This window comes from Paeniglutamicibacter sp. MACA_103 (assembly GCF_045798555.1).
GTDB lineage: Bacteria > Actinomycetota > Actinomycetes > Actinomycetales > Micrococcaceae > Paeniglutamicibacter.
Map to the genome: position 1 here is coordinate 1 of NZ_JBIXLN010000010.1, position 24847 is coordinate 24847.

Consider the following 24847-nt stretch of genomic DNA (forward strand, 5'->3'; position numbering starts at 1 on the left):
GGGCCCCCACACAAATCAAAAGGTTGGTCGGGTTACTTGACCAGGTAGCCGCGCAGGTCCTCGAGAACCAGTGAGGCGCCTGTCGGGCCAAGGCCCAGGAACCAGACGTCGTCGTTCACGCGCTGCACGTTGCCGGCCTTGACGGCCTCGAGCTTGTCCCAGATCGGGCCCTCGAGCGCGGCCTTTTCGCCGGTGGCCTCGGGGGTTCCGTACGAGGTGTAGAAGATCCAGTCCGAATCGGCCTCTGCGAGGTTCTCCGCGGAGATCTCCTTTGCCAGGTCGTCAATGTCCTGGTTCTCCGGGCGGGAGAGGCCCGCGTCGTCAAGGATCACGCCGATCAGCGAGGCGTTGCCGTAGAGGCGGACCTTTTCGGGCATGAAGCGCAACAGTGAGATCTTCGGATCGCCCTCAACGTCCTTGCCCAGCGCCGTGGCCTTGTCCTGGTAGGCGTTGAGCACCTCGACGGCCTTGGTCTCCTCGCCAAGGGCCGCAGCGGCGAGGCGGAAGTTTTCCTTCCACGGGTAGCCCGGGCGGATGGAGAAGACGGTCGGGGCGATCTGTGACAGCTGCGGGTAGAGCTTGTCGGCGCGCAGCTGCGAGCCGATGATCAAATCCGGCTTCAGCGCCGCGACGGCCTCGAGGTTCAGTTCCTGGATGGTGCCCACGGTCTTGGCGTCCTTGACCGCGTCGGCCAGGTAGCTGGGGATCGAGTTGGCGCCCTCGGTGGAAGGGATGCCGACCGGGGTGATGCCCAAGGAGAGCACTGCATCGAGTTCGCCGGTGTCCAGCACCACGACGCGCTCGGGCTTCTTGGCGATCTCGGTCTCGCCGTTGGCGTGGTTCAGGGTGCGCGGGAAGACCCCCGGTGCCACGTTGGCACCGAACTTGGCGGTCGCCTCGTCCGCGGTGGAGAATCGCTCGCCGCCTACCGCGACGTCGGAATTGCCCGGCGCGGTGTCGGTTGCACCGCCGGCTGCGCAGCCCGCGGTCAAGGCGATCAGGAATAGTGCGGCTGCTGCCTTGGCGGCGCCGAAGCGGGGCCTGCGGCTCGAAGGAATCAATTTCACCACGCAAATGTATCGTATTGATGTTGCCCGTGCCTAAGCGGCGTTGTTCGAGGGAGACGGCGACGCGGTAGTGTTGAACGGTTCGAAGCTAAGGAGACGATTCGTGGCCAGTCCCACCCCCGCTGCGGTGAACCCCGAAAACGGCCAAGCCAGCGGCGTAAACGACGATCGCCTGGGCTTGCCGTCTGCCTCGGGAACGTTGTTGCCCACGAAGATTCCGGGCGCACTTGCCCGCCGCATGGCACTTTTGGTCTGTTTCGGAATGTTGCTTGCACTGCTGGCGCTTTTATCCCTGGCGGTGGGATCCAAGCACATTGAGCTCTCGGTGGTCCTGGATGCGCTGCTGGCCCCGAACGACTCTGCGGACCACGCCATCATCCGTGACTCGCGGCTCCCGCGGGCGGTCCTGGGCGTCCTGGCCGGAAGCGCCCTGGGCATTGCCGGGGCACTGGTCCAATCCATGACTCGCAACGCGCTGGCCGAGCCGGGCATCCTCGGCGTGAACGCCGGCGCCTCGCTGGCCATCGTCATCGCCGTGGGCACCTTCGGGGTGGACGGGTTCAGCGGATACGTCTGGTTTGCCTTTGGCGGTGCGGTGCTGGCCACCGGCGCGGTGTACCTGGTCGGGATGGCCGGGGCACGCTCCAACGATCCGGTCCGCCTGGTGCTGGCCGGGGTGGCACTCGGCGCGGTGCTTTCCGGGATCGGCACCGCCCTGGCCCTGGTGCACCCCGCGGCCTTCGACCAGCTGCGCGCCTGGACCATCGGCTCGCTGGAGGGGCGCTCCACCGAGGTCCTGGCCCCGCTGGGAATCGCCGTGCTGGCTGGCTTCGTCCTGGCGTCCTTCACCGGCCGCTCGCTGAACGCGCTGGCGCTGGGGGACGACACGGCCCTGGCCCTGGGCTACAAGGTGGGACGGGCCCGCGTGCTGATCCTGCTCGCCGTCACGGTGCTGGCCGGCGCGGCAACCGCCGCGGTGGGGGCGATCAGCTTCCTGGGCCTGATGGCACCGCACCTGGCCCGCCGCTTCTCCGGTCCCGACGCCCGCTGGATGCTGGCCTACACCGCGGTGCTCGCCCCGATCATCCTGCTTGTCGCCGACGTGCTGGGCCGGGTCGTCATCCCCGGTGAACTCGAGGCCGGGGTGGTCTGCGCGTTCGTGGGCGCCCCGGTGCTGATCATGCTGGCCCGCCGCAGGAAGCCGGTGGCGGTATGAGCGCCGAGACCCGGGCCCGGACAACCAAGCCAGGGAACGGTTTCGTGAAGGTTCCCGGCAGGGCCCGGCGACTGGGCCGCGAGGCCGCGCTCTGCCTGCTGCTCTCGGCCCTGGCCGTGCTGTTCGCGCTGCTGGTGGTCGGCAGCGGCGACTACCCCATGGGGCCCGGAAAGGTGCTGGAGGTGATCCTTGGCGGCGGCCAGGGGCTGGAGAACACCATCGTGTTCCAGTGGCGTGCCCCGCGCGCCGTCGCCGCCCTGGCCTTCGGCGCCGCGCTGGGCGTCGCGGGCGCGGTGTTCCAGTCGCTGACCCGCAACCCGCTGGGATCCCCGGACATCATCGGCTTTTCCACCGGCGCCTACACCGGGGCGCTGCTGGCCCTGACCCTGGTCGGAGGCAGCTTCCTGGCGACCTCGCTCGGCGCGCTGGCCGGCGGCCTGTTGACCGCGGTCGCCGTGTACTTCCTGGCCTGGCGGCGCGGCTCGCACGGCTTCCGGCTGATCCTGGTGGGCATCGGGATTTCAGCGATGCTCGCGGCCCTGAACCAGTGGCTGGTGCTGCGCGCGGAGATCGAGGTGGCCATGGCCGCCGCGGTGTGGGGAGCCGGCACGCTAAACGGGGTCGGCTGGCCGGTGCTCGTTCCGGCGCTGGTCGCCATCGTCCCGATCCTGGTGCTCACCGTGGCCGGCGGCCCGAAGCTGAACATGCTGGAAATGGGGGACGACACCGCGACCGCGCTGGGCGTGCACGTCGAGCCCACCCGCCTGGCGATGATCGTGCTGGCGGTGTTGCTGACCGCCGCCACCACCGCGATCGCCGGGCCCATCGCCTTCGTGGCCCTGGTGGCGCCGCAGCTGGCCAAGCGGCTGAACCGGGCGGCGGGCATGCGTCTGCTCCCGGCCGCCTGCATGGGCGCGCTGTTGCTGGTGGCCAGCGACCTGGTGGCCCAGCGCGTGTTCGCGCCGGTGCAGCTGCCGGTGGGCGTGGTGACGGTGAGCATCGGCGGGATCTACCTGATCTGGCTGCTGGCCCGCGAGGGACGTGCCGCCAAGCGGAGCTAAGCGTCGGCGGAGCGCAGCCAGGCCGCCGCGTTGGCGCCCAGCAGCCCCTTCGCGGCCAGCGCCGGCCCGTCCGCGGCGGAGAAGAGCAACGGCTCTCCCTGCGGCAGCGGCACCGGGGCGCCGGAAAGGTTCAGCACGTTGACGGTGTCCCCGTTGCGGATGGCCAGGACCTCGGGCAGCTGAGGGTTGGCGTAGAAGGCCAGCGAGCCCAGTCCGAGGCCCAGTTCGCTGCGCAGGGCAAGGGCCTTGCGGTAGAGGTTCAGCGTGGAGGCAGGGTCCTCCTCCTGCACGTCGCGGGAGAACGCCGCCCAGTCGCCGGGCTGCGGAAGCCAGGTGTCCCCGGTGGGGGAAAACCCGTAGGCGGGGGCGTCGTGCACCCAGGGGAGCGGCACACGGCAGCCGTCACGCCCGGTCTTGGCCCCGTTGGTGCGTAGGAACCCCGGGTCCTGGCGATACTCGTCGGCCAGCGTGGTGTGGTCGCCCAGACCCAGCTCCTCGCCCTGGTAGAGGTAGGCGCCCCCGGGCAAGCCCAGCATGAACAAGGTGGCGGCGCGCGCCCGGGCCAGGCCCAGCACGGTGTCCGGCTGCGGGTCCCGCGGGCCGATTCCGTCGCCCAGATCCAGGGCCACGTGATCGAGCCCGAAGCGGGTGGCGTGGCGCGAGACGTCGTGGTTGGACAGCACCCAGGTGGTGGGCGCGCCGACGGTATCGAAGGCGGCCAGCGAGTCAGCGATGACGGTGGCCAGCGCGTCGCGGTCCCACAGGGTGCGCAGGTAGTCGAAGTTGAAGGACTGGTGCATCTGGCCCGGGGCCACCCAGTCGGCCAGGCGCGTCAGCGGGCGCACGTTGGCCTCCGAGCAGAGCACCGGCTCGCCCGGGTACTGATCGCAGATCTCCCGCCAGCGGGCGAAGACCTGGTGCAGTTCGGGCTGCCCGAACATGGGTGCGTCCGCGAAGGGGAAGCCTTCGCGCGGGGTGCCGTCCGGGGCCCCGCCCCAATCCGGCATCCCGTCCTTCTTGAACATGGCGTGGGCAACGTCGATCCGAAAGCCCCCGGCGCCGGCATCGAGCCAGAAGCGCAGCGTTTTTTCGAACTCTTCCTGCACCGCCGGGTTGCGCCAGTTGAAGTCGGGCTGGGTGGCGTCGAAAAGGTGGAAGTAGTACTGGCCGGGTGTGCCGTCGGGGTTCGGCACGCGGGTCCAGCCGGAGCCGCCGAAGAGCGAGAACCAGTTGTTCGGCGGAATGTTCCCGCCCTCGCCAAGCCCGTCCGCAAAGTGGAACATCGCGCGTTCGGCCGAGCCCGGTGCGGCGGCCAGCGCGGCCTGGAACAGCGCGTGTTCGTTGGAACAGTGGTTGGGGACGATGTCGATGATGATGCGGATGCCGAAGGACTTGGCGGTACGGATCAGCGTCTTGGCGTCCTCCATGGTGCCGAAGAGCGGATCCACGCCCCGGTAGTCGGAGACGTCGTAGCCGGCGTCCTTTTGCGGGGAGGGGAAGAAGGGGGAGAGCCAGATGGCGTCCACGCCCAGGGTCGCGATCTTCGGCAGCTCGGCGGTGATGCCGGCCAGGTCTCCCATGCCGGACCCGGTGGAGTCCTTGAAGGAGCGCGGGTAGATCTGGTAGATCACCGCGCGGCGCCACCACGCCTCGCCGGCCGGGGGCTCGTGCAGCACCGGCTGCAGGATGTAGGGCCGGGCATCAACTTCTTGGGCATCCGACGCGTTGGGCGCGTCCATGGGTAGCGACATGGGTTCAAGCCTATCTACTGGGCGGTGCAATGCTTCAGGGGCGGGACGTGGGTTACCTGGCAGCCGGAGGCGCGGTGGAGGTGCGCAGCACGAACTCGGTGGGGAAGAACTCGTCGGCCGGCGGCGTTCCGGCCGGCCCGTCCGCGCCGTCCTCGCCGAGCAGCTCCATGATGCGGGACACCGCTGCCTCGCCCTGGGCGGCGGGGTGCTGGGCAATGGTGGTCAGCCCGAAGAGCTCGCCGAGTTCGTGCCCGTCGATGCCGATGACAGAGAAGTCCCCGGGCAACGACAGGCCCAGGTCGCGGGCGGCCATGAGGGCGCCGAAGGCCATCTCGTCGGAGGCGCAGAGCAACGCGGTGGGCCGGCCGCGAGGGTTGGAGAGCAGGCTGCGGACCTTTTGGTAGGCCCCGGCCGTGGTGAAGTCGGCATCCAGCAGCCACTGCGGGTTCACCGCGATGTCAGCCTGGTCCAGCGCGTACTCGAAACCGTCCAGGCGCGCGCCGGGCAGCTTGAAGTCCACGTTGAACACGTCGGCGCCGCCCAGGAAGGCGATGTCGGTGTGGCCCAGGGAGACGAGGTGCTCGGTGGCCAGCGAGGCGATGTTGAAGTCGTCGACCCGGATGGTCCTCACCTCCGGCAACAGCCCGCCCAGGGCGACCAGCGGCTTGCCCACCGAACGCAGCTGGTGCAGCTCGGGCGCGGTGAGCTTCAGGGTGACGGTGATGACCGCGTCGAGCCGCTGGCGCATCAACAGGTCATGGAAAACCGCGTCGCGGTGCCGCTGCTCGCCGCTGGTGTTGTACAGCGTCAGGTCATAGCCGCGCTCGTTGAGTTCCTGCGTGGCGCCCTGCAGCACGTTGGCGTAGTACCAGCGCGAGACCGTGGGCATCACGACGCCGATGTTGCGGCTGCGCCCCGAGGCCAGGGAAGAGGCGTTGTAGGACAGGACGTAGCCCAGCTCCTTGGCCGCCCTGGCGACCGCCTCGCGGGAGGCCGCGGAGACCTTCCCGTTTCCGGACAGGGCGCGGGACACCGTGGCGACGGAGACCCCGGCGCGCAGGGCGACGTCCTTGATGCTTGCCATGATGTGCGGCTTCCTTGTCCTCGGGCGGTTGTGCTGTCTGCGGGCCGGCCGGCCTAGGCGTTGTCCCGGCGCAGCCACACGGCCGCATCCGGGTTCAGCGCCAAGCCGGGCCCGCCGTCCGGGGATCCGGCAAGCGCCGCGGCGGAGCTGGCCAGCAAGAGCTCGCCGGCCGGCAGCCGCACGGGGTCCGGGCCCAGGTTCAGCAGGACCAGCACCCCCGAATTTTCGAAGCCCAGCAGCCCTGGGCCGTCCGTCCCGTCAATCCAGTTTAGGTTGCCCAGTCCCAAGTTGTGCCCCAGGCGCAGGGCAAGCGCCCGGCGGTAGAAGTGCAGCGTGGAGCCGGGGTCGGCCTCTTGGGCCTGCCGGGTGGCCGCTTCCCAGCCCTCGGGCTGCGGCAGCCAGCCGGGGGCGTCGCCGAAGCCCAGGGACGGGGTCGAGTCGTTCCAGGGCAGCGGGACCCGGCAACCGTCGCGGCCCAGGCGCTCGCCGTTGGTGCGCGCGTAGGCGGGGTCCTGGCGGTATTCGTGGGGGAGCAGGGTGTGGTCGCCCAGCCCCAGCTCCTCGCCCTGGTAGAGGTAGGCGCCGCCCGGCAGTCCCAGCATGAACAGCGTGGCGGCACGGGCCCGGGCGAGCCCGAGCACCGGATCCGGCTGCACGTCCTCGGGGCCCAGCCCGTCTCCGGGGCGCAGCGCCGGGGCGGCGGCGCCCAGCCGGGTGGCGTGGCGGGGCACGTCGTGGTTGGACAGCACCCAGGTGCTGGGCGCTCCCACGGCGTCGAAGGCCTTCAGCGAGCGGGTGATGATGGCCTTCAGCGCGGCGGCGTCCCAAGAGGTGTGCAGGAACGGGAAGTTGAAGGACTGGTGCATCTCGTCCGGGCGCACCCAGTCGGCCATGGCCTCGATGGGGTGCACGTTGGCCTCGGCACACAACACGCGCTCGCCGTCGTACTCCTCGCAGATGGCCCGCCAGCGGCGGTAGACATCGTGCACGGCGGGTTGGCCGAACATCGGCGCATCGGCAAAGGGGTAGCCGGGGGAATCTGCGCCGTCGGCCCGGCCGTGCCAGTCGGGCAGCCCGGCGGCCTTGACGAGGGCGTGGGCCACGTCCACGCGGAACCCTCCGGCGCCGCGGTCAAGCCAGAACCGCAGGATCGATTCGAACTCGTCGCCGACCGCGGGGTTGTCCCAGTTGAAGTCCGGCTGGGAGGCGTCGAAGAGGTGCAGGTAGTACTGTCCGGGGCTGCCGTCCGGCTCGGAGATGCGGGTCCAGGCCGAGCCGCCGAAGTGGGACTGCCAGTTGTTGGGAGGCAACTGGCCGTCCTCTCCCCGCCCGTCGCGGAAGACGAACATGTCCCGGGCCGCCGACCCCGGAGGGGAGGCCAGGGCTTCGCGGAACAGCGCGTGTTCGTTGGAGCAGTGGTTGGGGACGAGGTCCACCAGGATCTTGACGTTGAGGCGGTTGGCCTCGGCGACCAGATCATCGAAGTCCGCCAGCGAACCGAAAAGCGGGTCAACGGCGCGGTAGTCGGAGACGTCGTAGCCGGCATCCTTTTGCGGGGAGGCAAAGAACGGGGAGAGCCAGACGGCGTCGACGCCGAGGGAGGCAATGTGGTGCAGCTCTGCGGTGATGCCGGGCAGGTCGCCGATGCCGTTGCCCGTGGTGTCCCGGAAGGAGCGCGGATAGATCTGGTAGATGACCGAGCGGCGCCACCACTCGGTGCCGCTCGAAGGCGCATGGGCCGCGTCCCCAAATCGGGTCTCCGCGTGGGTCTGTGGGGTCGCTGGGCGCTCGTCGGTCTGTGACATGCGCTCAATCATATCGACGAAACCGTCAAAAGTGGAAGCGTTTCCATGATTTCAGTTTTGGCACGCAGTTCCGGGCGGGGCGCGGGGGAGGGTCGCTGTGCCCCGGGTTTGCGCACACGGTTAGGCGATTACTTGATCGTATCGGCATCACGGTCGAGTGGCCGGTAAAAACTTCTTCATTGTGATCTGGACGACAGCAGTGGAAGCGTTTACACTAAATCTCACGACACCAGCGCCGATCGCATCACCGGGCGCACAACACTCGAAAGAGGAACCATCATGACGGGAAACAACACACCCGGTGCACGTCTCACGCGCCGCACCTTCACCCTGGGTGCGGTCGGCGCCCTCTCGGCGCTGGCACTGACCGCCTGCGGCGGCGGTGCACCGGCTTCCGCACCCTCGAGCAGTGCGGCCGCCACCAGCGCCGCGGCCAGCGTACCGGCCACCGGAACCAGCCTGACCCTGTGGGTCGATGCCGAGCGCTCGCCGGCGCTGAAGGACATCGCCGCCAAGTTCAAGGCCGAAAAGGGCATCGACGTCAAGCTGGTCGTCAAGGACTTCGCCGCCGTCCGCGACGACTTCATCACCCAGGCGCCCACCGGGAAGGGCCCGGACATCATGGTCGGCCCGCACGACTGGTTGGGCAAGCTGGTGCAGAACGGCGTGGTGGCCCCGGTGCAGCTTGGCGACAAGGCCGGGACCTTCGCCGAAAGCTCCATCAAGGCCATGACCTACGACGGGCAGACCTACGGCGTTCCCTACTCCATCGAGAACGTCGCGCTGATCCGCAACACGAAGCTCGCGCCCGAGGCCAAGACGACGCTGGACGAGGTCCTCGCCGAGGGCAAGAAGGCCGTTGCCGCGGGCGACGCGAAGTTCCCGTTCCTGCTCGGACTCGATCCCAAGCAGGCCGACCCGTACCACCTCTACCCGCTGCAGACCTCCCTCGGGGCCCCGGTCTTCGCCCAGAACGCCGACGGCAGCTACGACGCCAGCCAGCTGACCCTGGACAACGAGGGCGGCAAGAAGTTCGCCCAGCTCCTGGCGGACCTCGGCGACAAGGGCTCCAAGGTCCTGAACTCCAACATCACCGGCGACATCGCCAAGGAGAAGTTCCTGGCCGGGGAATCCCCGTACTTCCTCACCGGCCCGTGGAACGTCCCCGACATCGAGGCCAAGGGAATCAAGTTCGCCGTCGATCCGCTGCCCACCGCGGGCGACCAACCCGCCCAGCCTTTCATCGGCGTGAACGGGTTCTTCATCTCCGCCAAGTCGAAGAATGCCCTGGCGGCCAACGAATTCGTGGTCAACTACCTCTCGCAGCAAGACGCGCAGGACGAGCTGTTCAAGGTCGGCGGACGCCCGCCGGCACTGACCGCATCCTTCGAGAAGGCCGCCAGCGACCCGGTGGTCAAGGCCTTCGGCGAGATCGGCGCCAACGGCGTTCCGATGCCAGCGGTCCCGGCCATGGACGCCGTCTGGGCCGACTGGGGCGGAACCGAGCTGAACCTGATCAAGGGCAAGGAATCCGACCCGGCCGCGGCCTGGTCCAAGATGACGGCCAACATCGAGAAGAAGATTGCCGGCGGCAAGTAGCCGCCCGCATTGATCCACGGTAGCGGGGAACCGGTGGTGCGTCCCCCGTGCGCACCACCGGTTCCCCGCAACCGGGCCAGGGCCCCGCTGCCCGACACACATCGCCGGACGGCGGTCGATCGCACAAGGAAAGATGTTGGACCATGGTTGAAATCGAAGAAAAGCCCAGCACGGCACCGCCGCGGCGCAACGGAAGGCTGCCACGCTCCGCAGGCCGCGGCCCCGATTCCCTCGGCGGCATCCTCGCCAAGATCATCCTGCTGGGCATCACCGATGCCGTGGCCGCCTTCGTCCTCTTCCAACTGGCGCTCAGCAATGAATGGCTGATCTTCGGGATCTCCCTGCTCACCACGCTGGCCATCAACTGGATCTACCTGCGGCGCGGCGGACTGCCGGCCAAGTACCTGGCACCCGGGGTCATCTTCCTGCTGGTCTTCCAGGTCTTCGTGATGATCTTCTCCACCTACATCGCCTTCACCAACTACGGCGACGGGCACAACTCCACCAAGGCCGACGCGATTGCCTCCATCCAGCTCTCGGCCTCCGAGCGTGTTCCGGACTCCCCGCAATTCCCCACCTCGGTGCTGGAAAAGGACGGCAGCTACTTCCTGCTGGTCACCACCCCCGAGGGCGAGGCAAGGCTCGGCTCCGCCGACAAGCCCCTGGAGACCGTCACCCCCTCGGCCACCGGCCCCACGGGGGCGGCCACCGGCGTGGAAGGCTACACGACCCTGGACTTCACGAACCTCCTGGCGCACCAGCAGGAAATCACCTCGCTCACGGTGCCGATCAGTGAAAACCCCGAGGAAGGCGCGCTGAAGACCGCCGACGGCTCCACCTCCTACGTCTACACGCCCAAGCTCAAGTACGACGCGAACGCCGACACCTTCACCGACACCGCCACCGGGCTCACCTACGCCGATAACGGCCGCGGTTCCTTCGTGGCCGAGGACGGCACCGCGCTGAACACCGGCTGGAAGGTCAACGTGGGACTGGACAACTTCCAGCGCGCGTTCACCGACCCGAACCTCCAGGGCCCGTTGCTGCAGGTCATCGCCTGGACCTTCGCCTTCGCCATCCTCTCGGTGGCGACCACTTTCGCCCTCGGACTCTTCCTGGCCATCACCTTCAACCGGGCGGACCTGAAGGGGCAAAAGATCTACCGGATCCTGATGATCCTTCCCTACGCCTTCCCGGCATTCCTCTCCGGGCTGGTCTGGTCGGGCCTGCTGAACCCGGAGTTCGGGTTCATCAACAACGCCCTGCTCGGCGGGGCCGACATCCCCTGGCTCACCGACCCGGTGCTGGCCAAGGTCTCGGTGCTCATGGTGAACCTCTGGCTGGGCTACCCGTACATGTTCCTGGTCTGCACCGGCGCCCTGCAGTCGCTGCCCGAGGAAGTCGACGAAGCGGCCCGCATGGACGGGGCCAGCGTGTGGAAGATCTTCACTGCCATCAAGCTCCCGCTGCTGTTGGTCTCCCTGGCGCCGCTGCTGATCTCCTCCTTCGCCTTCAACTTCAACAACTTCAACGTGATCTTCATGCTCACCGGCGGCGGGCCGCGCTTCGACGGCACCACCTTTGACATCGGCTCCACCGACATATTGATCACCATGGTGTACAAGATCGCCTTCGGCACCGGCACCGGCCGCGACTACGGACTGGCCAGCGCGCTGGCCATCCTGATCTTCATCATCGTCGCCGTGGTGTCAGCGCTGAGCTTCAAGAAGACCAAGGCCCTGGAGGAATTGAACTAATGAGCACCACCACCGCACCCCGGAGCACGGCGCTCGACCGCCTGCCCGCCCCGGCCCGGGAAAACAAGCCCACGTTCGGGCAGTGGTTCAAGTCCAAGGGCTGGCGCCACCTGGTCGCCATCGCCGCCACCGCCTTCTCCGTCTTCCCGCTGCTCTATGTGCTCTCCGCGGCGCTGAACCCCACCGGCACGATGGCCGGGGCCAGCACGATGTTCACCGAGTTCGGCACCGGCAACTTCGAGGCGCTCTTCGCCAACCGGGAACGGCCCTTCGGCCGCTGGTTCGCCAACACCCTGGTCATCGGCCTGGTCACCTCCGCGGCCACGGTGTTCCTCGGTGCGCTGGCTGCCTATGCGTTCTCCCGGATGCGCTTCACGGGCCGCCGGGTCGGGCTGCTGACCCTGTTGCTGCTGCAGATGTTCCCGCAGCTGCTGACCGTGGTGGCGATCTTCCTGCTGCTGAACTTCATCGGCGACATCATTCCGGCCCTCGGCCTGGGCTCCCAGCTCGGGCTGATCATGGTCTACCTGGGCGGGGCCCTGGGCGTGAACACCTACCTGATGTACGGCTTCTTCAACACCGTCCCGATGTCGCTGGACGAATCCGCGCGCATCGACGGGGCCAGCCACGTGCAGGTGTTCTTCAAGATCATCCTGCCGCTGGTCACCCCGATCCTCGCGGTCGTGGGCCTGCTGACCTTCATCGGCATCTCCTCCGAGTTCGTGATCGCCTCGGTGGTGCTCACGGATCCGGAGTCGCAGACCCTGGCGGTCGGCCTGTACTCCTACGTTGCCCAGCAGCGCAGCGAGAACTGGGGCGTCTTCGCCGCCGGCGCGGTGATTGCCGCGGTTCCGGTGATGACGCTCTTCCTCTTCCTGCAGCGCTACATCACCTCCGGCCTGACCGCCGGCGGCGTCAAGGGGTAGCGCCCATGCCCGGCACCCTGATGCACGCCATCGACTCGACGCTGTCCCTGCAGCCGCACCACGACGGATCGACCGCCTACGTGGCCGGGCCACCGGCTCCGCGGGTGGGTCGGGAACTGCGCGTGCGGCTGCGGGTCCCGGCGGGCGCCGCGGCACCGGTCGCGGTGTGGCTGCGCAGCCTGCGCGACGGGGAACCGCACCTGGAACGGGCGGCCGCGGCGCCGGGCGACGGCACCCACCACTTCTTCGAAGCCCCGCTGCCGATGGTGAATCCGGTGCAGCGCTACCGCTGGTACCTGCAGTACCGTGACGGCGACGGTGCGGATCACTACCGTTGGCTCAACGCCGCGGGCCTGCACCGCCGCGACGTGCCCGACGCCCTGGATTTCAGGATCCATGCGGGGCGCGGGACCCCGGATTGGGTCAAGGAATCGATCATGTACCAGGTGTTCCCCGACAGGTTCGCGAACTCCGGCGCCGAAAAGCCCGCGGCGGGCTGGATGGTCGCCTGCGACTGGGACACCGAAGTGCAGGGAAGCGGTGCCGACACGTCGAGGCAGTTCTACGGCGGCGACCTGCCCGGGATCGAAGGCAAGCTCGAGCACGTGCTCTCCCTGGGCGCGACGGTGCTCTACCTGACCCCGATCTTCCCCGCGGCCTCCAACCACCGCTACGACGCCTCCTCCTTCGACGTGGTCGACCCGCTGCTCGGCGGGGATGCGGCCCTGGTTTCGCTGGTGGCCGCCGCCCACGCCCGCGGCCTGCGGGTCGTGGGCGACCTGACCACCAACCACACCGGGGCCGGGCACCACTGGTTCGTCGACGCGTACCGGAATCCCGGGGCGCCCACGGGGGAGTACTACTACTTCAACGAGGACAACAGCGAATACGAGGCGTGGCTGGGCGTGCCCACCCTGCCCAAGCTGAACTGGAACTCTGCCGCGCTGCGCGAGCGCTTCATCCTGGCCGAGGACTCCGTGGCGGTGCGCTGGCTCAAGGAGCCCTTCAACCTCGACGGCTGGCGCATCGACGTGGGGAACATGACAGGCCGGCGCGGGAGCGACGACCTGAACCACGAGGTCGCGCGGATGCTGCGCGAGCGTCTCGAGGAGGTGAAGCCCGGGGCCATGCTGCTGGCCGAATCGACCTCCGACGCGGCGCACGACGTGCCGGGCGACGGCTGGCAGGGAGTGGTGAGCTACAGCAATTTCACCCGGCCGCTGTGGCAATGGCTGGCCAGGGATCCGGACCCCGAGGCGTTCAAGTGGTTCTTCGGGTTGCCGCAGCCGGGCCCGGCGCGCATCGACACGGCCGACTTCGTGGCGACGCACCGGGAAATGTCTGCCGGCTTCAGCTGGGAGGTCCGGCTGGCCAACGCCAACGCGCTGGACACCCACGACACCGCCCGGGCCGCCAGCCACATGATCGACGGCGGCCAGGAAATCGCCGCCTGTGCGCAATTCACGTTCCCGGGGATCCCGCTGGTGTTTGCCGGGGATGAATTCGGGCTGCACGGCTACAACGGCGAGGATTCCCGCACCCCCATGCCTTGGGATGCCCCGGAGAAATGGGGCAGGGACCTGCGCCCGCTCTACGCCGAGCTGGCGGCCCTGCGATCCAACCACCGGGCGTTGGTTGACGGCTCGTTGCGCTGGATTATCGCCGAGGAAAACCTGCTCGTTTATGTCCGGGAGCATGCGACCGGCTCAGTGCTGTGCGTATTGGCCCGGGGAGTGGTCCCGGAAACCACGTTGGGCCAAGCCATGCGGCTGGTCGGCGAACCGGGAAGCCCTCTTGCCTCGGTGGGAACCGTGCCGGGGCTGGTGGTGAACGAACCGGGGGAGCTGCAGGTCAGCGCGGCAGGTCCCGGTGCTTCCTTCCACCTGGCCACCGCAAGTGGGTCGTGGGGTTAGCGAGCGGGGGCCGAATCCTGGACGCGGACCAGAGAACGCTCGGTCACGGCGCTCCCCGCGGCGAATACCAAGATGGCGACAAGGATCGGCAGGAACCCGCCGAACCCGTCGTCGGAGGGTAGCCGGAGGTTCAACAACACATAGGCTGCCACTGCCACGGCCAGCCAGAGAACCAAGCTCAACAGCTTCCTGCGCAACGGGACGCCTGCCCACAGCGGTACTTCGCCAGCCGCATGTTCTGCGCTGAACCCAAGCCATTTCAACATCGGAATCAATTCCCTTCGTGATCGGCCGCGGTCGCCCCTAGTCGTTTTCGTATGTCCTGTGTCGACGCGGACACGGGGGTGACCCCTGGTTTTCAGCCTATATGGACCGCGGACCCAACGGACTGCCATTGGTGGCATCGCGAGAGAACAGAAGCATTTGCTAGCCGCTGCATCTAGCGAGTGCCGGCATATTGCTTTGCCGCGCCGAGCTCCTTGGACGCGCTGAACTCGTCGGCGGGCGCATCTTCTTGGTACTCGACCTGCTCCAGCTGGTACTCCGACGCCAGCGCATCATGTTTCTCGCGCGCGAAACAAAGGCGGAATGCGGCCACTTAGTGGGCGACAACGCTTCTGGTTGAAATGTCACCCAGATTTGAGTTCGTCCTTCTTCGGAAGACCACGCTGACGGCCTTCTACGTGGTTGAAGACTGCTCTTCCGGGCCATACACCAGCCGGGCCTCGTCCCTCCGGTGGCGCAGCACGGCCTCCACGTAGGACGCGACGGCCTCCTCCATGGGGACGTTGGAGCCGCGTGCCTCGGAAATGTACCAACGGTGCTCAAGGACCTCGTGCACGATCTGGGCCGGCTCCAGCTTGCCGTGGAACTCGCGGGGGATGGCCCCGGTGATCCGGTCAAAGACGTCGGTGACCCAACGGGCCGCGGCAATTTCCTCATCCGCCTCCGGGTGCTTCTTGGCCCGGTAGGCGTCCAGGTCGTTGAGCAGCCTGCGGGCCTGTCCCTCCTCCACGTCCAGTCCGGTGAGCCGCAGGAGCCTGCGGGTGTGGTGCCCGGCATCCACGACCTTGGGCTGGATGAGCAACTGGCCGCCGTCGGGGGAGGTCTTGAGGCTGATCTCCTCCACGTCGAAGCCGAGTTCGTTTAGCCTGCGGATGCGCTCGTCGACCCGCCAGCGTTCGGAAAGGTCGAAGGATTCCTTGTCGTTGAGCTCGGCCCAGAGCCCGCGGTAGGCGTGCAGGATGTCCTCGCTGGTGGCCACCGGGTCCACGGTGTCCTCAATGAGCCCGGCTTCCATCAGGTCCATGAGCTCCCCGGCGATGTTCACCCGGGCGATTTCCAGGTCGTATTCTCGCTGGCCGGACGACAGCTCGGGGTAGAGCTCCCCGGTTTCCGCATCCACCAAGTACGCGGCGAAGGACTCTGCGTCGCGCCGGAACAACGTGTTGGACAGGGACACGTCTCCCCAGTAGAACCCGATCAGGTGCAGGCGGACCAGCAGGAGCGCCTGGGCGTCGATGAGCCGGGTGAGGGTTTCCCGGCGCAGCTTCTGGGAAAACAGGGCGCGGTAGGGCAGTGAGTATTTCAGGTGCCGGGTGACCAGCACCGGGTCAAGGTCGTTGCCGTCGGTGTCGGTGCGCCCGGTGATCACCGCGACGGGTTCCACGCAGGGGGCGGCGAGCCGGCGCAGCTTGCGCAGCATGTGGTATTCGTGCCGGGCCACGTGCTCGCCGGTTTCCTTGATGGCAATGACCGCCTTGCCCATCATGGCGAAGCGCACCACGTGGCGGGAGATGCCGCGCGGCAGCGGGGCCAGCGTGTCGCTCGGCCAGTCTTCCAAGGGGATTTGCCATGGCAGGTTCAGCAGGCCCGGATCCGCCGTGGCCGCGGTGATGGACAGCGAGCCGGCAACGGGCGACGTGGCGGCCGGGGCGGAATCTCGCGGCAACTTGCCGTTTTGGGCGTGGTCGGTGGGCTCGTCGTGCCAGCTGGCGGTGTGGCGAATCATGGCGTGTGCCGTCCCTTGGTGCAGTTATGAGGGGAATGGGGAAGCGGGAATGCAAAGGCGGCCGCACCCAGCGCTGGGCTGAATACGGCCGCCATTGGCAGTAATCGTGCAATCACACGATAGCGGGCAAGGTCCTAGGCCTCGCTGCCCACCTGTGCGTGTGCGCCGTTTCGGGACGGCTCGGCCAGTCGCTCGCCGGAAGCGGTGTCAAAGAGGTGGACGTGTCCGATCTTTGGCGCCACGTGGATGGTGTCGCCCTTGAACGGGGGCTTGCGGCCATCGACACGCACGACCATCTGGTATTCGGTGCCGCCCACCGTGGTGTGACCGTAGACGTAAGCATCGGCACCGAGTTCCTCGACCACATCGACCTCGACGGCAAGGCCCTCGTTCTCCGAGACCTGGTCCAGGTCCTCGGGCCGCACGCCCAGGGTGACCGAGTTGCCGGTTGCCGCCTCCAGGGTCGAGGAAGCCACCGGGTAGATGGATCCTCCGAAGGCCACGCCGCCGTCGGCCACCGGAAGCTCCAGCAGGTTCATGGCGGGGGAACCGATGAACCCGGCAACGAAGACGTTGGAGGGACGGTCGTAAAGTTCGCGCGGGGTTCCGACCTGCTGCAGCAATCCGTCCTTGAGCACCGCGACGCGGTCGCCCATGGTCAGCGCCTCGACCTGGTCGTGGGTCACATACACGGTGGTGACGCCCAGTCGGCGGGTCAGAGAGGCGATTTGCGTGCGGGTCTGCACGCGCAGCTTGGCATCGAGGTTGGACAGCGGCTCATCCATGAGGAAGACCTGCGGGCTTCGCACGATGGCGCGACCCATGGCAACGCGCTGGCGCTGGCCACCGGAGAGGGCCTTCGGCTTGCGATCCAGGTAGTCCTCGAGGTCGAGAAGCTTGGCCGCCTCCTGGACGCGGCGGGCACGCTCTTCCTTGTCGATGCCGGCGATTTTCAGGGCGAAGCCCATGTTGTCGGCGACGGACATGTGCGGGTACAGCGCGTAGTTCTGGAAGACCATGGCAATGTCGCGGTCCTTGGGCGGGACGTTGGTGACGTCGCGGTCGCCAATGAGGATGCGTCCGGAGTTCACGTCCTCGAGGCCGGCGAGCATGCGCAGCGTGGTGGACTTTCCGCAGCCGGAGGGGCCGACAAGGACCAGGAATTCGCCATCGGCGATTTCCAGGGAGATCTTGTCCACGGAAGGCGTGGTGGCTCCGGGGTAAATGCGGGTGGCCTGGTCAAAAGTTACTGATGCCATGAGGCAGCGATCCTTTCACGGGCAGGTACGTGCCCGACGGTCCGTAGTGAATGGAATCACAAGCTTCTCATATCAAGGACCAATTCCAAAAGGGCCGGCAATTCCCCGGGTCCATTAAGACGGAATTCCGCCTTGGATTTCCCCGAACCAATCTTTACGCCGATATCTCCGGGGCGAAGCGCTGCAAAGGCATCCTCGTCCGTGACATCGTCGCCGGCAAACAACACGGTGGAGGCGTCGGCAACCTCGCGCAGCCAGTTCAGCCCGTCGCCCTTGGTGCCCACCAGCACGCTGGCCTCCAGGACCGCCTTGCCGTCCAGTGCCTGCAGGTTCTCGACGCCGTCCAACTGCTCGTGGGCGGCCCGCAGCGCCGCAGAGGCAACTTCGGGGTCGGCCTGCCGCACATGCAGGACGACCGAGGCGGGCTTGTACTCAAGTGAGGTTCCCGGACTGGACGAGGAGACGGCTTCCAGGATTTCGGTGGCCCGGGCCAGTGCGGACGTTTGCGCGGGGCTGAGATCGATGTGTTCGTCCTCCGCGTCAAAGTCCGCCGGGGCCCAGCGTTCGGTGCCGTGGCTGCCCACCAACAGGGTTTGCTCCGGCGGGTTGCCAACAGCGCGCAGCGAGGCCAGGTCGCGGCCGGAAATCACGGCGGTTACCGTGTTTTCGAGGGCGGCGAGCTTGGCCAGTGCCTCGGAGGCGGCCGGCAACGGGCGGGCGTCCTCGGGGCGGTCGACCAAGGGGGCCATGGTTCCGTCGAAGTCAACTGCTACGAGCAGGATCGGGGTTTCGACAAGGGATTCAATGGCATCGGCGAGGTCTGGGGAAATGGGACTCATGGGTAACCGGCTGATCCTTTCGGGCATTCGGGGAGGGGCAATGAGGGGGCGCCCGGGTCACTTGTCTCGAGGCAGGACCGGGGCGGTAAATGCAACGCGCGGATGCAAGAAGGAAGAATCTTCCTTTTGCACCCGCGCCATGACACCAATGAGCCTAGACCAGGGTGTCCACGGGCAGGGGCTGGGCCAGCGATGAAAGGAATGTCTGGGACCACCGCGCCACATCGTGGTCCCGCAGGTGCCGGCGCATGCGCCGCATCCGACGGGCCGAGTCCTGCGGGTCCATGCGCAGGGCACGCATGATCCCGGACTTCATCCCGTCGATGTCGTGCGGGTTCACCAGCACGGCCTGGGTGAGCTGGTCGGCGGCACCGGTGAACTCGGAGAGCACCAGCATGCCGGTGTCGTCGGTGTGGGCCGCAACGAACTCCTTGGCCACCAGGTTCATGCCGTCGCGCAGGGAAGTCACCAACATGATGTCCGCGGCCAGGTAAAGGGCAATCATTTCCCGCAGCGGGTAGGAATGGTGCAGGTAGCGGATGGCCGTGTGCTCCATGGTGTCGTGCTCGCCGTTCAGGTTGCCGACCATGAGCTCGACCTGGTCCTTGAGCTGCTGGTAGCGCTCGACATTCTCGCGGCTCGGGCTGGCGACCTGGACCAGGCAGGCCTCGCCGACGTGTATGGAACCGTCGGCCAAGAGCTCGCCATACGCCTTGAGCCGGTGGCGGATGCCCTTGGTGTAATCGAGGCGGTCCACACCGAGCATAATGGTCTTCGGGTTGCCCAGTTCCTGCCGGATCTGCTTGGCCCGTGCCATGATTTCGGGGTCGTGGGCCAGCTCGGCGACCTGCTGGGTGTCGATGGAGATGGGGTGTGCCTCGGCGCGGCAGATGTTTCGGGTCGAGCCGCTGTCCTCGGTCGAGGCCGGCGGGATCGCCAGCGAGCCCTTGACCGTGCGGTCGGTGTAGCGGCGCATGCAGCGCAGGAAGTTGCTGGCGTCCGCGGTGCGCTGGAAGCCCACCACGTCGGCACCCGCCAGTCCCTCGAGGATCTGCTTGCGCCAGGGCAGCTGGGAGAAGATGCCGGGGGAGGGGAAGGGAATGTGGTTGAAGAATCCGATGCGCAGATCCGGGCGGGCCTCGCGCAGGAGCTTGGGCACCAACTGCAGCTGGTAGTCCTGCACCCATACGGTGGCGCCCTCCTTGGCGACGCTGGCGGTGGCGTCGGCGAAGCGCTTGTTGACCTTCTTGTAGTTGTCCCACCACGTTCGGTGGAACTCCGGGGGCACGATCACGTCGTGGTAGAGCGGCCAGAGCGTGGAGTTGGAGAACCCTTCGTAATACAGCTCCAGGTCGCACTCCTCCAGGGGGACGGGGATCAGATGGATCCCGTCGTTTTCGAAGGGTTCCAGTTCTTCATCGGTGGCTCCGTGCCAGCCGACCCAGGCGCCGTCGGATTCCTGCATGACAGGTGCGATGGCGGTGACAAGCCCGCCGGGGGAACGCCGCCACGACAATTCGCCGTCTTCCCCCTGCATTCGGTCCACCGGCAGCCGATTGGCCACCACGATGAAGTCGTAGCTCGATTTATCGCTACCGGATGCGTGTTCAAATGCGATATCCGCTTGCATGTTGACCCTCCATTCCTAGCTCAAGATTAATCTTGAGCTTAGGGGAACAGCGTGACGTAAGCGACACCGTGGCGCTAAGCTACGCCAGCGCCGTAGCCTAAACTGATTGGGTCGGGGGAGTACCAAACCAATCTCAAAGGACGTTTTGACCTATGGCATCCAATAGCCAGCGGCCGAGCAAGGCCGAGCGGACAGCAAGTGCGCGCGAGCAGGCGCAGAGTATGCGCATCACCCAAGAAGCCGCTGACAAGCGCAAGTCTCTGTTCATCAAGCTGGGTGTGCTGGTGGCCGTCCTTGCAGTGATTGCCCTGATCGTTGGCATCGTCCTGCAAAACAATGCCGGCAAGGTCGCCGATTCCGGAGCCGCGCCCAAGGGCGGCAACGCTGCCGGCGGCATTACGCTCACCTCGGACACAACCGTCGCCGACACCTCCGGAATCACGGTGGACGTCACCAAGGCCGGTACGAGGCCGACCGAGGCGAAGCCGGACGCCCCGCGCGACGCCAAGGTTGCGGCCAAGGGCGACCCGATCAATATCTTGCTCTACGTCGACGTCAACTGCGTGCACTGCGCCGACTTCGAGACCCAGTACGCCGACCAGATCGGCAATTGGCTGGCAGCCGGGGACGTGCAGGTCGAGTACCGCAACGTGGCTTACCTGGATGCCGGATCGCCGACCAACTTCTCCTCACGTGGCGCCAACGCGCTTGCCTGCGTAGCGGACCAGGCCCCGGCGTCCTACCTCCCGTTCGCCAAGGCAATGTTTGCGCACTACCCGCAGGGTGAAATGAAGAACGCCGAACTGGCCCAACTGGCCAAGGACAATGGCGCGGACGTCGCCGACTGCATCAACGACGGAACCTTCCGCTCGTTCGTGAAGTTCACCGACGAGGCGTCCCGCGTGGACGCGATTGCCGGAACCCCGAGCGTCTTCATCCAGGGCAAGAAGTGGGATTCGGTCGCCGAGCCCGACTTCGTGGGCGTCGTCAACGCGGCGATCGCAGCCAACCAGTAAGAACCCGGAAGCCGGACCATCGTTGGGTGGGGTGGCTCGCCGTGAGTTGGCGAACCACCCCACCGACGTTCTTGGCACAATGCCGGCCGGCATCCCCGTTTCATGCTGCGGGGAAATGTCGGTTACGCTAGTTCCTGCACTTGGGTCGTGAAAGTCCGTACCCAGGCAGCATGCCTCCTTAGCTCAGTTGGCCAGAGCATCGCTCTTGTAAAGCGAGGGTCGCCGGTTCGAATCCGGCAGGGGGCTCCACCGAAAATCGCTACTTCCCTGTTGACATATGGGAAGTAGCGATTTTGGTTTAACGACGCTGAAGCGCGTTTTGCGGCCGGTTGCGGCCCCTGAAATGCCGTGACGGGCATGGACCGCTTTCAGCCGGTGACTCCATGGCGAGCGGACCTTTGGCCGAGCTGCAGTGGGACAAGCAAAGCGAATCGACAGACGTTCCATTGCGGTTCGAGTTCGTTGGCGGAATGAACGGGAACAAGTACTATTCCGTCGAGTCGTCCCCACCATCCGTGGGGTCGTGGTCACCGCGGAGCGGCTCAAGTTCCGCGTCCTTCGACCATTCCGTTTTCTGCACCCGAAGCTCCGGGTTGTCCCGCGCGATCATTTGCAAAGTACCGTCATCGGGAAGATGTTGTTTCGAGTCCCGCTGAGGCTCCGTGAGGCGGTTCGCCGGCGCTTTTCAATCGCATGTTTTCGCATCGCTCATCAGGCATGCCAGGTGGAGAATGGAAATATGTGGAAGGCGTCAAACGGCCACTTCTGGGCGCTCATCGTGGCACTGTATTTTCTGGAATACGGTGTGTGGCAACTTGCCGCCGAGGAACTGGTGGGTGGAATCATTTTCATCGTGATGGCGCTCGTATGGGTTGCGCTTGCCAGAATGCAGTACCGCAAGACACATGCGAAACGAAGCGGCGGCGACGGCACATAGCTTGAGCGTCTCCCGTGGCCGTAACGGCTCCGCCACTCATTGCTACGAAACAGGCGTGCCCTGGCGAGCCGTCCGGTCCAAGCGCTCGGTTGCACGGCGAAGCCTTCGATTTCGCGCCGCACCGCTGAGCTTGCCGTAAGCGCGCAGCAACCGGGGCACGATGACATAGACCGCCATCGGGACGACCACCAAGGTGAGCACGAGGGCGCGCAGGACGGGATGCCAGGATTCGGCAAACCAGCCCATGACGGTCATGCCGAGTGCAACCATGGGGAAAATCGCGGTCCAGGTGAGTGCAGCCCGCACGTGCACCGAGGGGACGCCGGGGTTGCGATGATGGTGTGTGTCGGTTTCATCGGCGGCCAGCGCCTTGCCTTCGTGCTCCATGTAATCTCCAAAATCCTGTTGATTCTGCCTTGCGCCGGCCGCTGGACTCGTCAGAAGTCGGCCGCGTGTCCGGACAGGCAACGCCGTCAACCTTACCGTTAGGCGAATGCCCCATGTTGCGGAAGCGATCGGGCACCTGCCTGCCGAAGTTCTCTTGCGCCGGAGCCATGCTCGACGGTCAGATTCGGGTGCTGATGCCGATTTCGGCCAGGGCATTGCGCACCGCGAGACGCCCGTTGTTGTCCAGGCCCCTGACCGGTTTCGGCAGGTTGCCCGGCTTCACCAATCCGAGCTCTTCGGCGACGGCCGAGGCAACCCGGTAACTCCCGTGGCGGGCAAAGAGCGTCCACAACGGTTCCATGTTCCGGGACAGCGAGCGTGCCAGCTCGGCGTCGCCCGCTGCGGCGGCACGCGTGATCGCCAGGCACCGCTCGGGCAGGAGCCCCGCGATGACGCTGTACCAGGCATCGGAGCCGGCAAGCAGGCCGTTGGCGGCCGCGCCGTCACCGCTGACGCCGATCGTCACGTGCCCGGGAACAAGCGCGCGGAGGGCGGAAATGCGGGCCCTCGCTTCGTCGGGGTCGGATGGCGCCGGCGGAATCTTGATTGACGCGATTCCCTTCAGCTGCGCAATCCGCCCGTGCAACTCGTCGCTGAAGTTCACTCTCGTCGTGGCCGGGTTGTCGTAGACAACCAGCGGCACCGACAGGTTCGCCGAGACGTCCTCGTAGAGCCCGAAAACCTCGTCATCGGTCAGTGGTTGGTATGTCATCGGGGCCAGCAAGACGGCGGCGGCACCGCTGTTCTGGGCGTCCTCCACATTGTGCAGCACCTCCCGCGTACTCAGTGCACCCACCCCGATGAGCACCGGAATGTCTCCGGCGCCCTGGACGGCCAAGGTCGCGGCACGGGCACGTTCGGCCCGGTCCAGGTACGCGTAGCTGCCGGTGGAGCCGAGGGCGCAGATCGAGTCGACGCCGGCGGACGCGAGCCTGCCGACCAGGCGTTCGAAGGCCGGCTCGTCAATGCCCGAGTCGGACAGAGGCGTCAGGGGGAAGGCGCTGAGCCCGGTGAACATCGATTCTGGCTTCATGATTCCTGAGGATATCGCAATGCCGTTACGCTGCTGCCCTTGGCCGCGCTTGCCGCGCCCGATGATGCCGGCTCCCTGCGCGAGCGGACGCGGCGCCTGGCCGCCGTGGGGCTGGATTACCCGGTCGTCCTGGCATGGATGGCCGTGCTCGGCGTGGTCTTGAGCGTCGTTTTTCCGGACCCGCGGGCAACTGTCCGACACCCCGGGAGCCATCCGGGAATGAACGTGGCAAGGGTCGCTGCGGTTCCCTGCATCGTGATGGCGTTTGCCACCGGACGCGGACCGCACGATGCGGCGGCGGGAACACAGGTCCGGCTATGGACGGTACCTTCCGCCTGAGGAACGCTTCAGGCCCCGAGGGTTGATCCGCGCACCATGAGCGTGCTCTCCAGCGTGACCTGCCGGTTGTCCAGGTCCTCCCCGCCAATGAGCCGCAGCAGCTGCTCGGCGGCCCGCCGGCCCAGGAGCTCGCCGGGCAGGTGCACGCTGGTCAAGCCGGGGGAGCTGGTCATCGAATAGGGCAGGTCGTCGAAGCCGGTCACGGCCAGTTCGCCGGGGATCGAGATCCCTGCGGCGCGGGCTTCCTGCAGCACGCCATAGGCGTGGGTGTCGGTTGCGCAAACCACGGCCGTCACCCCGGCCTTCTTCCACCGCGGCCAGGCCTCGGCAAAGGCGTTGGCTGCCAGGCCGACATTGATGGTGGTGGCAGTCAGGGCTCCCTCGGGTGCCTCCAGGCCCAGTGCGCTTGCTGCCTCGAGGAAGGCGGTGCGGCGCACCTCAAAGGTGGTGGTTCCGGTGGTGCCGTCGATATAGGCAACCTTCGTGTGGCCGGCGGCCGCGAGATGCTCGGCCAGGAGTCGTCCGCCCTGGGCAACGTCGAGGTTCACCGCGGGGACTTCGGGCCCGAAGCCCGGGGCATCGAGCAGCACCAAGGGTCCGGGGGCCGAAAGCTCTTCGAGGAACGAGGGGTCCGGCGCGTCAACCAGCAGTCCGGCCGGGCGCAATCCCAGAAGGCGCCGGGTGTCGTCGGCGCTGGGCAGCTGGCCGGCATCCGTGACCGAGAGCAGCAGCTGGTAGTGGGAGCCCAGCGCGGCGCGCACCCCGGCGATGACCGTGGCAAAGAACGGGTTGGAAATGTCGGGGGCCACCATGATGACCGTGTTGCTGACCCCGCGCGCCAGAGAACTGCCGATCCCGTCCACCACGTACCCGAGTTCCCGGATGGCCTCGCGGACCTTGGTCTCGTTTCCGGGCGAGACCCGGCCGCGGGCCTTGCCGTTGGCAACCAGGGAAACCGTGGCGGTGGAGACCCCCGCGCGCTCGGCCACCATGGCGGCCGTGACCCGTCGCCGGATGGGTGCCGTGGCGCGCGGCTTTTGGGTCGAATGCATGGCTTTTATCTTAGTCGAGTCGGGGTATTCCGGACCCTCCGGGCGTCAAGCGTTTGACTAGGAGATTTCCGAGGCCCAAGTTAAGCGTTTGACGGGGGACGCGGA

At 67.0% G+C, this 24847-nt stretch carries 22 protein-coding genes and 1 tRNA gene; 10 read left to right on the forward strand and 13 right to left on the reverse strand.

Going from position 1 to position 24847, the window contains the following annotated elements:
• Nucleotides 1-32 precede the first annotated feature (32 nt).
• The gene (locus tag ACIPVK_RS06480) at nucleotides 33-1061 is read right to left on the reverse strand and encodes an ABC transporter substrate-binding protein (protein WP_407611244.1); all 1029 of its coding nucleotides are present in this window, start codon (nucleotides 1059-1061) and stop codon (nucleotides 33-35) included.
• Nucleotides 1062-1170: 109 nt separating this feature from the next.
• Here ACIPVK_RS06480 and ACIPVK_RS06485 point away from each other — a divergent pair, with 109 nt between their 5' ends.
• Together ACIPVK_RS06485 and ACIPVK_RS06490 are read left to right on the forward strand one after the other, a co-directional pair.
• Complete coding sequence (locus ACIPVK_RS06485; protein ID WP_407611144.1) at nucleotides 1171-2283, forward strand: iron chelate uptake ABC transporter family permease subunit; 1113 nt, start codon at nucleotides 1171-1173, stop codon at nucleotides 2281-2283.
• Nucleotides 2280-3344, forward strand: coding sequence for a FecCD family ABC transporter permease (locus tag ACIPVK_RS06490; RefSeq protein ID WP_407611145.1), 1065 nt, complete (start codon nucleotides 2280-2282; stop codon nucleotides 3342-3344). The genes ACIPVK_RS06485 and ACIPVK_RS06490 overlap by 4 nt, the downstream gene beginning before the upstream one ends.
• Here ACIPVK_RS06490 and ACIPVK_RS06495 read toward each other — a convergent pair.
• The 3 genes from ACIPVK_RS06495 to ACIPVK_RS06505 are packed head-to-tail and all read right to left on the reverse strand — an operon-like array spanning nucleotide 3341 to nucleotide 7984.
• Nucleotides 3341-5095 (reverse strand): glycoside hydrolase family 13 protein, encoded by a 1755-nt coding sequence (locus ACIPVK_RS06495; protein WP_407611146.1) that lies wholly within the window; start codon nucleotides 5093-5095, stop codon nucleotides 3341-3343. The two genes, ACIPVK_RS06490 and ACIPVK_RS06495, sit on opposite strands and share 4 nt — an antisense overlap.
• A gap of 52 nt (nucleotides 5096-5147) precedes the next feature.
• A complete protein-coding gene (locus tag ACIPVK_RS06500; protein ID WP_407611147.1) occupies nucleotides 5148-6179 on the reverse strand; it encodes a LacI family DNA-binding transcriptional regulator in 1032 nt (343 codons plus the stop codon).
• A gap of 53 nt (nucleotides 6180-6232) precedes the next feature.
• Entirely contained in the window at nucleotides 6233-7984 is a 1752-nt protein-coding gene (locus ACIPVK_RS06505; protein ID WP_407611148.1) for a glycoside hydrolase family 13 protein, read from the reverse strand.
• A 279-nt stretch (nucleotides 7985-8263) separates the two neighbouring features.
• Between ACIPVK_RS06505 and ACIPVK_RS06510 the strand changes: the two genes are divergently transcribed.
• The 4 genes from ACIPVK_RS06510 to ACIPVK_RS06525 all read left to right on the forward strand — a co-directional run bounded on the left by ACIPVK_RS06510 (nucleotide 8264) and on the right by ACIPVK_RS06525 (nucleotide 14179).
• Nucleotides 8264-9583, forward strand: coding sequence for an extracellular solute-binding protein (locus ACIPVK_RS06510; protein WP_407611149.1), 1320 nt, complete (start codon nucleotides 8264-8266; stop codon nucleotides 9581-9583).
• A 143-nt stretch (nucleotides 9584-9726) separates the two neighbouring features.
• Complete coding sequence (locus tag ACIPVK_RS06515; RefSeq protein ID WP_407611150.1) at nucleotides 9727-11340, forward strand: ABC transporter permease subunit; 1614 nt, start codon at nucleotides 9727-9729, stop codon at nucleotides 11338-11340.
• Nucleotides 11340-12266 (forward strand): sugar ABC transporter permease, encoded by a 927-nt coding sequence (locus ACIPVK_RS06520; protein WP_407611151.1) that lies wholly within the window; start codon nucleotides 11340-11342, stop codon nucleotides 12264-12266. The genes ACIPVK_RS06515 and ACIPVK_RS06520 overlap by 1 nt, the downstream gene beginning before the upstream one ends.
• A 5-nt stretch (nucleotides 12267-12271) precedes the next feature.
• Nucleotides 12272-14179: a glycoside hydrolase family 13 protein gene (locus ACIPVK_RS06525; RefSeq protein WP_407611152.1), complete on the forward strand. Its 1908-nt coding sequence runs from the start codon at nucleotides 12272-12274 to the stop codon at nucleotides 14177-14179.
• On the opposite strand, the gene ACIPVK_RS06530 is transcribed toward ACIPVK_RS06525, so the two are convergent.
• The 6 genes from ACIPVK_RS06530 to ACIPVK_RS06555 all read right to left on the reverse strand — a co-directional run bounded on the left by ACIPVK_RS06530 (nucleotide 14176) and on the right by ACIPVK_RS06555 (nucleotide 19918).
• Entirely contained in the window at nucleotides 14176-14445 is a 270-nt protein-coding gene (locus ACIPVK_RS06530) for a hypothetical protein (RefSeq protein WP_407611153.1), read from the reverse strand. The two genes, ACIPVK_RS06525 and ACIPVK_RS06530, sit on opposite strands and share 4 nt — an antisense overlap.
• Before the next feature lie 173 nt (nucleotides 14446-14618).
• Entirely contained in the window at nucleotides 14619-14777 is a 159-nt protein-coding gene (locus ACIPVK_RS06535; protein ID WP_407611154.1) for a hypothetical protein, read from the reverse strand.
• 81 nt (nucleotides 14778-14858) lie between these two features.
• Nucleotides 14859-16190, reverse strand: coding sequence for a DUF4032 domain-containing protein (locus ACIPVK_RS06540; RefSeq protein ID WP_407611155.1), 1332 nt, complete (start codon nucleotides 16188-16190; stop codon nucleotides 14859-14861).
• A 134-nt stretch (nucleotides 16191-16324) separates the two neighbouring features.
• Nucleotides 16325-17449: an ABC transporter ATP-binding protein gene (locus ACIPVK_RS06545; RefSeq protein ID WP_407611156.1), complete on the reverse strand. Its 1125-nt coding sequence runs from the start codon at nucleotides 17447-17449 to the stop codon at nucleotides 16325-16327.
• Nucleotides 17450-17505: 56 nt separating this feature from the next.
• Nucleotides 17506-18288, reverse strand: coding sequence for a trehalose-phosphatase (otsB, locus tag ACIPVK_RS06550; protein ID WP_407611157.1), 783 nt, complete (start codon nucleotides 18286-18288; stop codon nucleotides 17506-17508).
• A gap of 154 nt (nucleotides 18289-18442) precedes the next feature.
• Nucleotides 18443-19918: a trehalose-6-phosphate synthase gene (locus tag ACIPVK_RS06555; protein WP_407611158.1), complete on the reverse strand. Its 1476-nt coding sequence runs from the start codon at nucleotides 19916-19918 to the stop codon at nucleotides 18443-18445.
• Between the two features lie 152 nt (nucleotides 19919-20070).
• Between ACIPVK_RS06555 and ACIPVK_RS06560 the strand changes: the two genes are divergently transcribed.
• From ACIPVK_RS06560 to ACIPVK_RS06570, 3 genes are all read left to right on the forward strand, one after another.
• Nucleotides 20071-20934 carry a DsbA family protein gene (locus tag ACIPVK_RS06560; protein WP_407611159.1) on the forward strand — a complete coding sequence of 288 codons (864 nt, stop codon included), beginning with the start codon at nucleotides 20071-20073 and terminating at the stop codon, nucleotides 20932-20934.
• Nucleotides 20935-21106: 172 nt separating this feature from the next.
• Nucleotides 21107-21183: transfer RNA gene (locus ACIPVK_RS06565), tRNA-Thr, on the forward strand.
• Between the two features lie 274 nt (nucleotides 21184-21457).
• Nucleotides 21458-21871: a hypothetical protein gene (locus ACIPVK_RS06570; protein WP_407611160.1), complete on the forward strand. Its 414-nt coding sequence runs from the start codon at nucleotides 21458-21460 to the stop codon at nucleotides 21869-21871.
• 42 nt (nucleotides 21872-21913) lie between these two features.
• Here ACIPVK_RS06570 and ACIPVK_RS06575 read toward each other — a convergent pair whose 3' ends face one another.
• On the reverse strand, nucleotides 21914-22258 hold the full coding sequence (locus ACIPVK_RS06575; RefSeq protein ID WP_407611161.1) for a hypothetical protein: 345 nt from the start codon (nucleotides 22256-22258) through the stop codon (nucleotides 21914-21916).
• 178 nt (nucleotides 22259-22436) lie between these two features.
• A complete protein-coding gene (locus ACIPVK_RS06580) occupies nucleotides 22437-23351 on the reverse strand; it encodes a dihydrodipicolinate synthase family protein (protein WP_407611162.1) in 915 nt (304 codons plus the stop codon).
• Between the two features lie 39 nt (nucleotides 23352-23390).
• Here ACIPVK_RS06580 and ACIPVK_RS06585 point away from each other — a divergent pair, with 39 nt between their 5' ends.
• Nucleotides 23391-23690 (forward strand): hypothetical protein, encoded by a 300-nt coding sequence (locus ACIPVK_RS06585; RefSeq protein ID WP_407611163.1) that lies wholly within the window; start codon nucleotides 23391-23393, stop codon nucleotides 23688-23690.
• A gap of 8 nt (nucleotides 23691-23698) precedes the next feature.
• Here ACIPVK_RS06585 and ACIPVK_RS06590 read toward each other — a convergent pair whose 3' ends face one another.
• Nucleotides 23699-24742, reverse strand: coding sequence for a LacI family DNA-binding transcriptional regulator (locus tag ACIPVK_RS06590; RefSeq protein ID WP_407611164.1), 1044 nt, complete (start codon nucleotides 24740-24742; stop codon nucleotides 23699-23701).
• Between the last annotated feature and the right edge of the window lie 105 nt (nucleotides 24743-24847).

Coding starts and splice junctions, on each gene's coding strand:
- ACIPVK_RS06580 (WP_407611162.1), bottom strand. CDS start 23,351: ATGAAGCCAGAATCGATGTTCACCGGGCTCAGCGCCTTCCCCCTGACG.
- otsB (WP_407611157.1), bottom strand. CDS start 18,288: ATGAGTCCCATTTCCCCAGACCTCGCCGATGCCATTGAATCCCTTGTC.
- ACIPVK_RS06515 (WP_407611150.1), top strand. CDS start 9,727: ATGGTTGAAATCGAAGAAAAGCCCAGCACGGCACCGCCGCGGCGCAAC.
- ACIPVK_RS06520 (WP_407611151.1), top strand. CDS start 11,340: ATGAGCACCACCACCGCACCCCGGAGCACGGCGCTCGACCGCCTGCCC.
- ACIPVK_RS06560 (WP_407611159.1), top strand. CDS start 20,071: ATGGCATCCAATAGCCAGCGGCCGAGCAAGGCCGAGCGGACAGCAAGT.
- ACIPVK_RS06490 (WP_407611145.1), top strand. CDS start 2,280: ATGAGCGCCGAGACCCGGGCCCGGACAACCAAGCCAGGGAACGGTTTC.
- ACIPVK_RS06500 (WP_407611147.1), bottom strand. CDS start 6,179: ATGGCAAGCATCAAGGACGTCGCCCTGCGCGCCGGGGTCTCCGTCGCC.
- ACIPVK_RS06555 (WP_407611158.1), bottom strand. CDS start 19,918: ATGCAAGCGGATATCGCATTTGAACACGCATCCGGTAGCGATAAATCG.
- ACIPVK_RS06505 (WP_407611148.1), bottom strand. CDS start 7,984: ATGTCACAGACCGACGAGCGCCCAGCGACCCCACAGACCCACGCGGAG.
- ACIPVK_RS06530 (WP_407611153.1), bottom strand. CDS start 14,445: ATGTTGAAATGGCTTGGGTTCAGCGCAGAACATGCGGCTGGCGAAGTA.
- ACIPVK_RS06525 (WP_407611152.1), top strand. CDS start 12,272: ATGCCCGGCACCCTGATGCACGCCATCGACTCGACGCTGTCCCTGCAG.
- ACIPVK_RS06510 (WP_407611149.1), top strand. CDS start 8,264: ATGACGGGAAACAACACACCCGGTGCACGTCTCACGCGCCGCACCTTC.
- ACIPVK_RS06495 (WP_407611146.1), bottom strand. CDS start 5,095: ATGTCGCTACCCATGGACGCGCCCAACGCGTCGGATGCCCAAGAAGTT.
- ACIPVK_RS06590 (WP_407611164.1), bottom strand. CDS start 24,742: ATGCATTCGACCCAAAAGCCGCGCGCCACGGCACCCATCCGGCGACGG.
- ACIPVK_RS06540 (WP_407611155.1), bottom strand. CDS start 16,190: ATGATTCGCCACACCGCCAGCTGGCACGACGAGCCCACCGACCACGCC.
- ACIPVK_RS06545 (WP_407611156.1), bottom strand. CDS start 17,449: ATGGCATCAGTAACTTTTGACCAGGCCACCCGCATTTACCCCGGAGCC.
- ACIPVK_RS06575 (WP_407611161.1), bottom strand. CDS start 22,258: ATGGAGCACGAAGGCAAGGCGCTGGCCGCCGATGAAACCGACACACAC.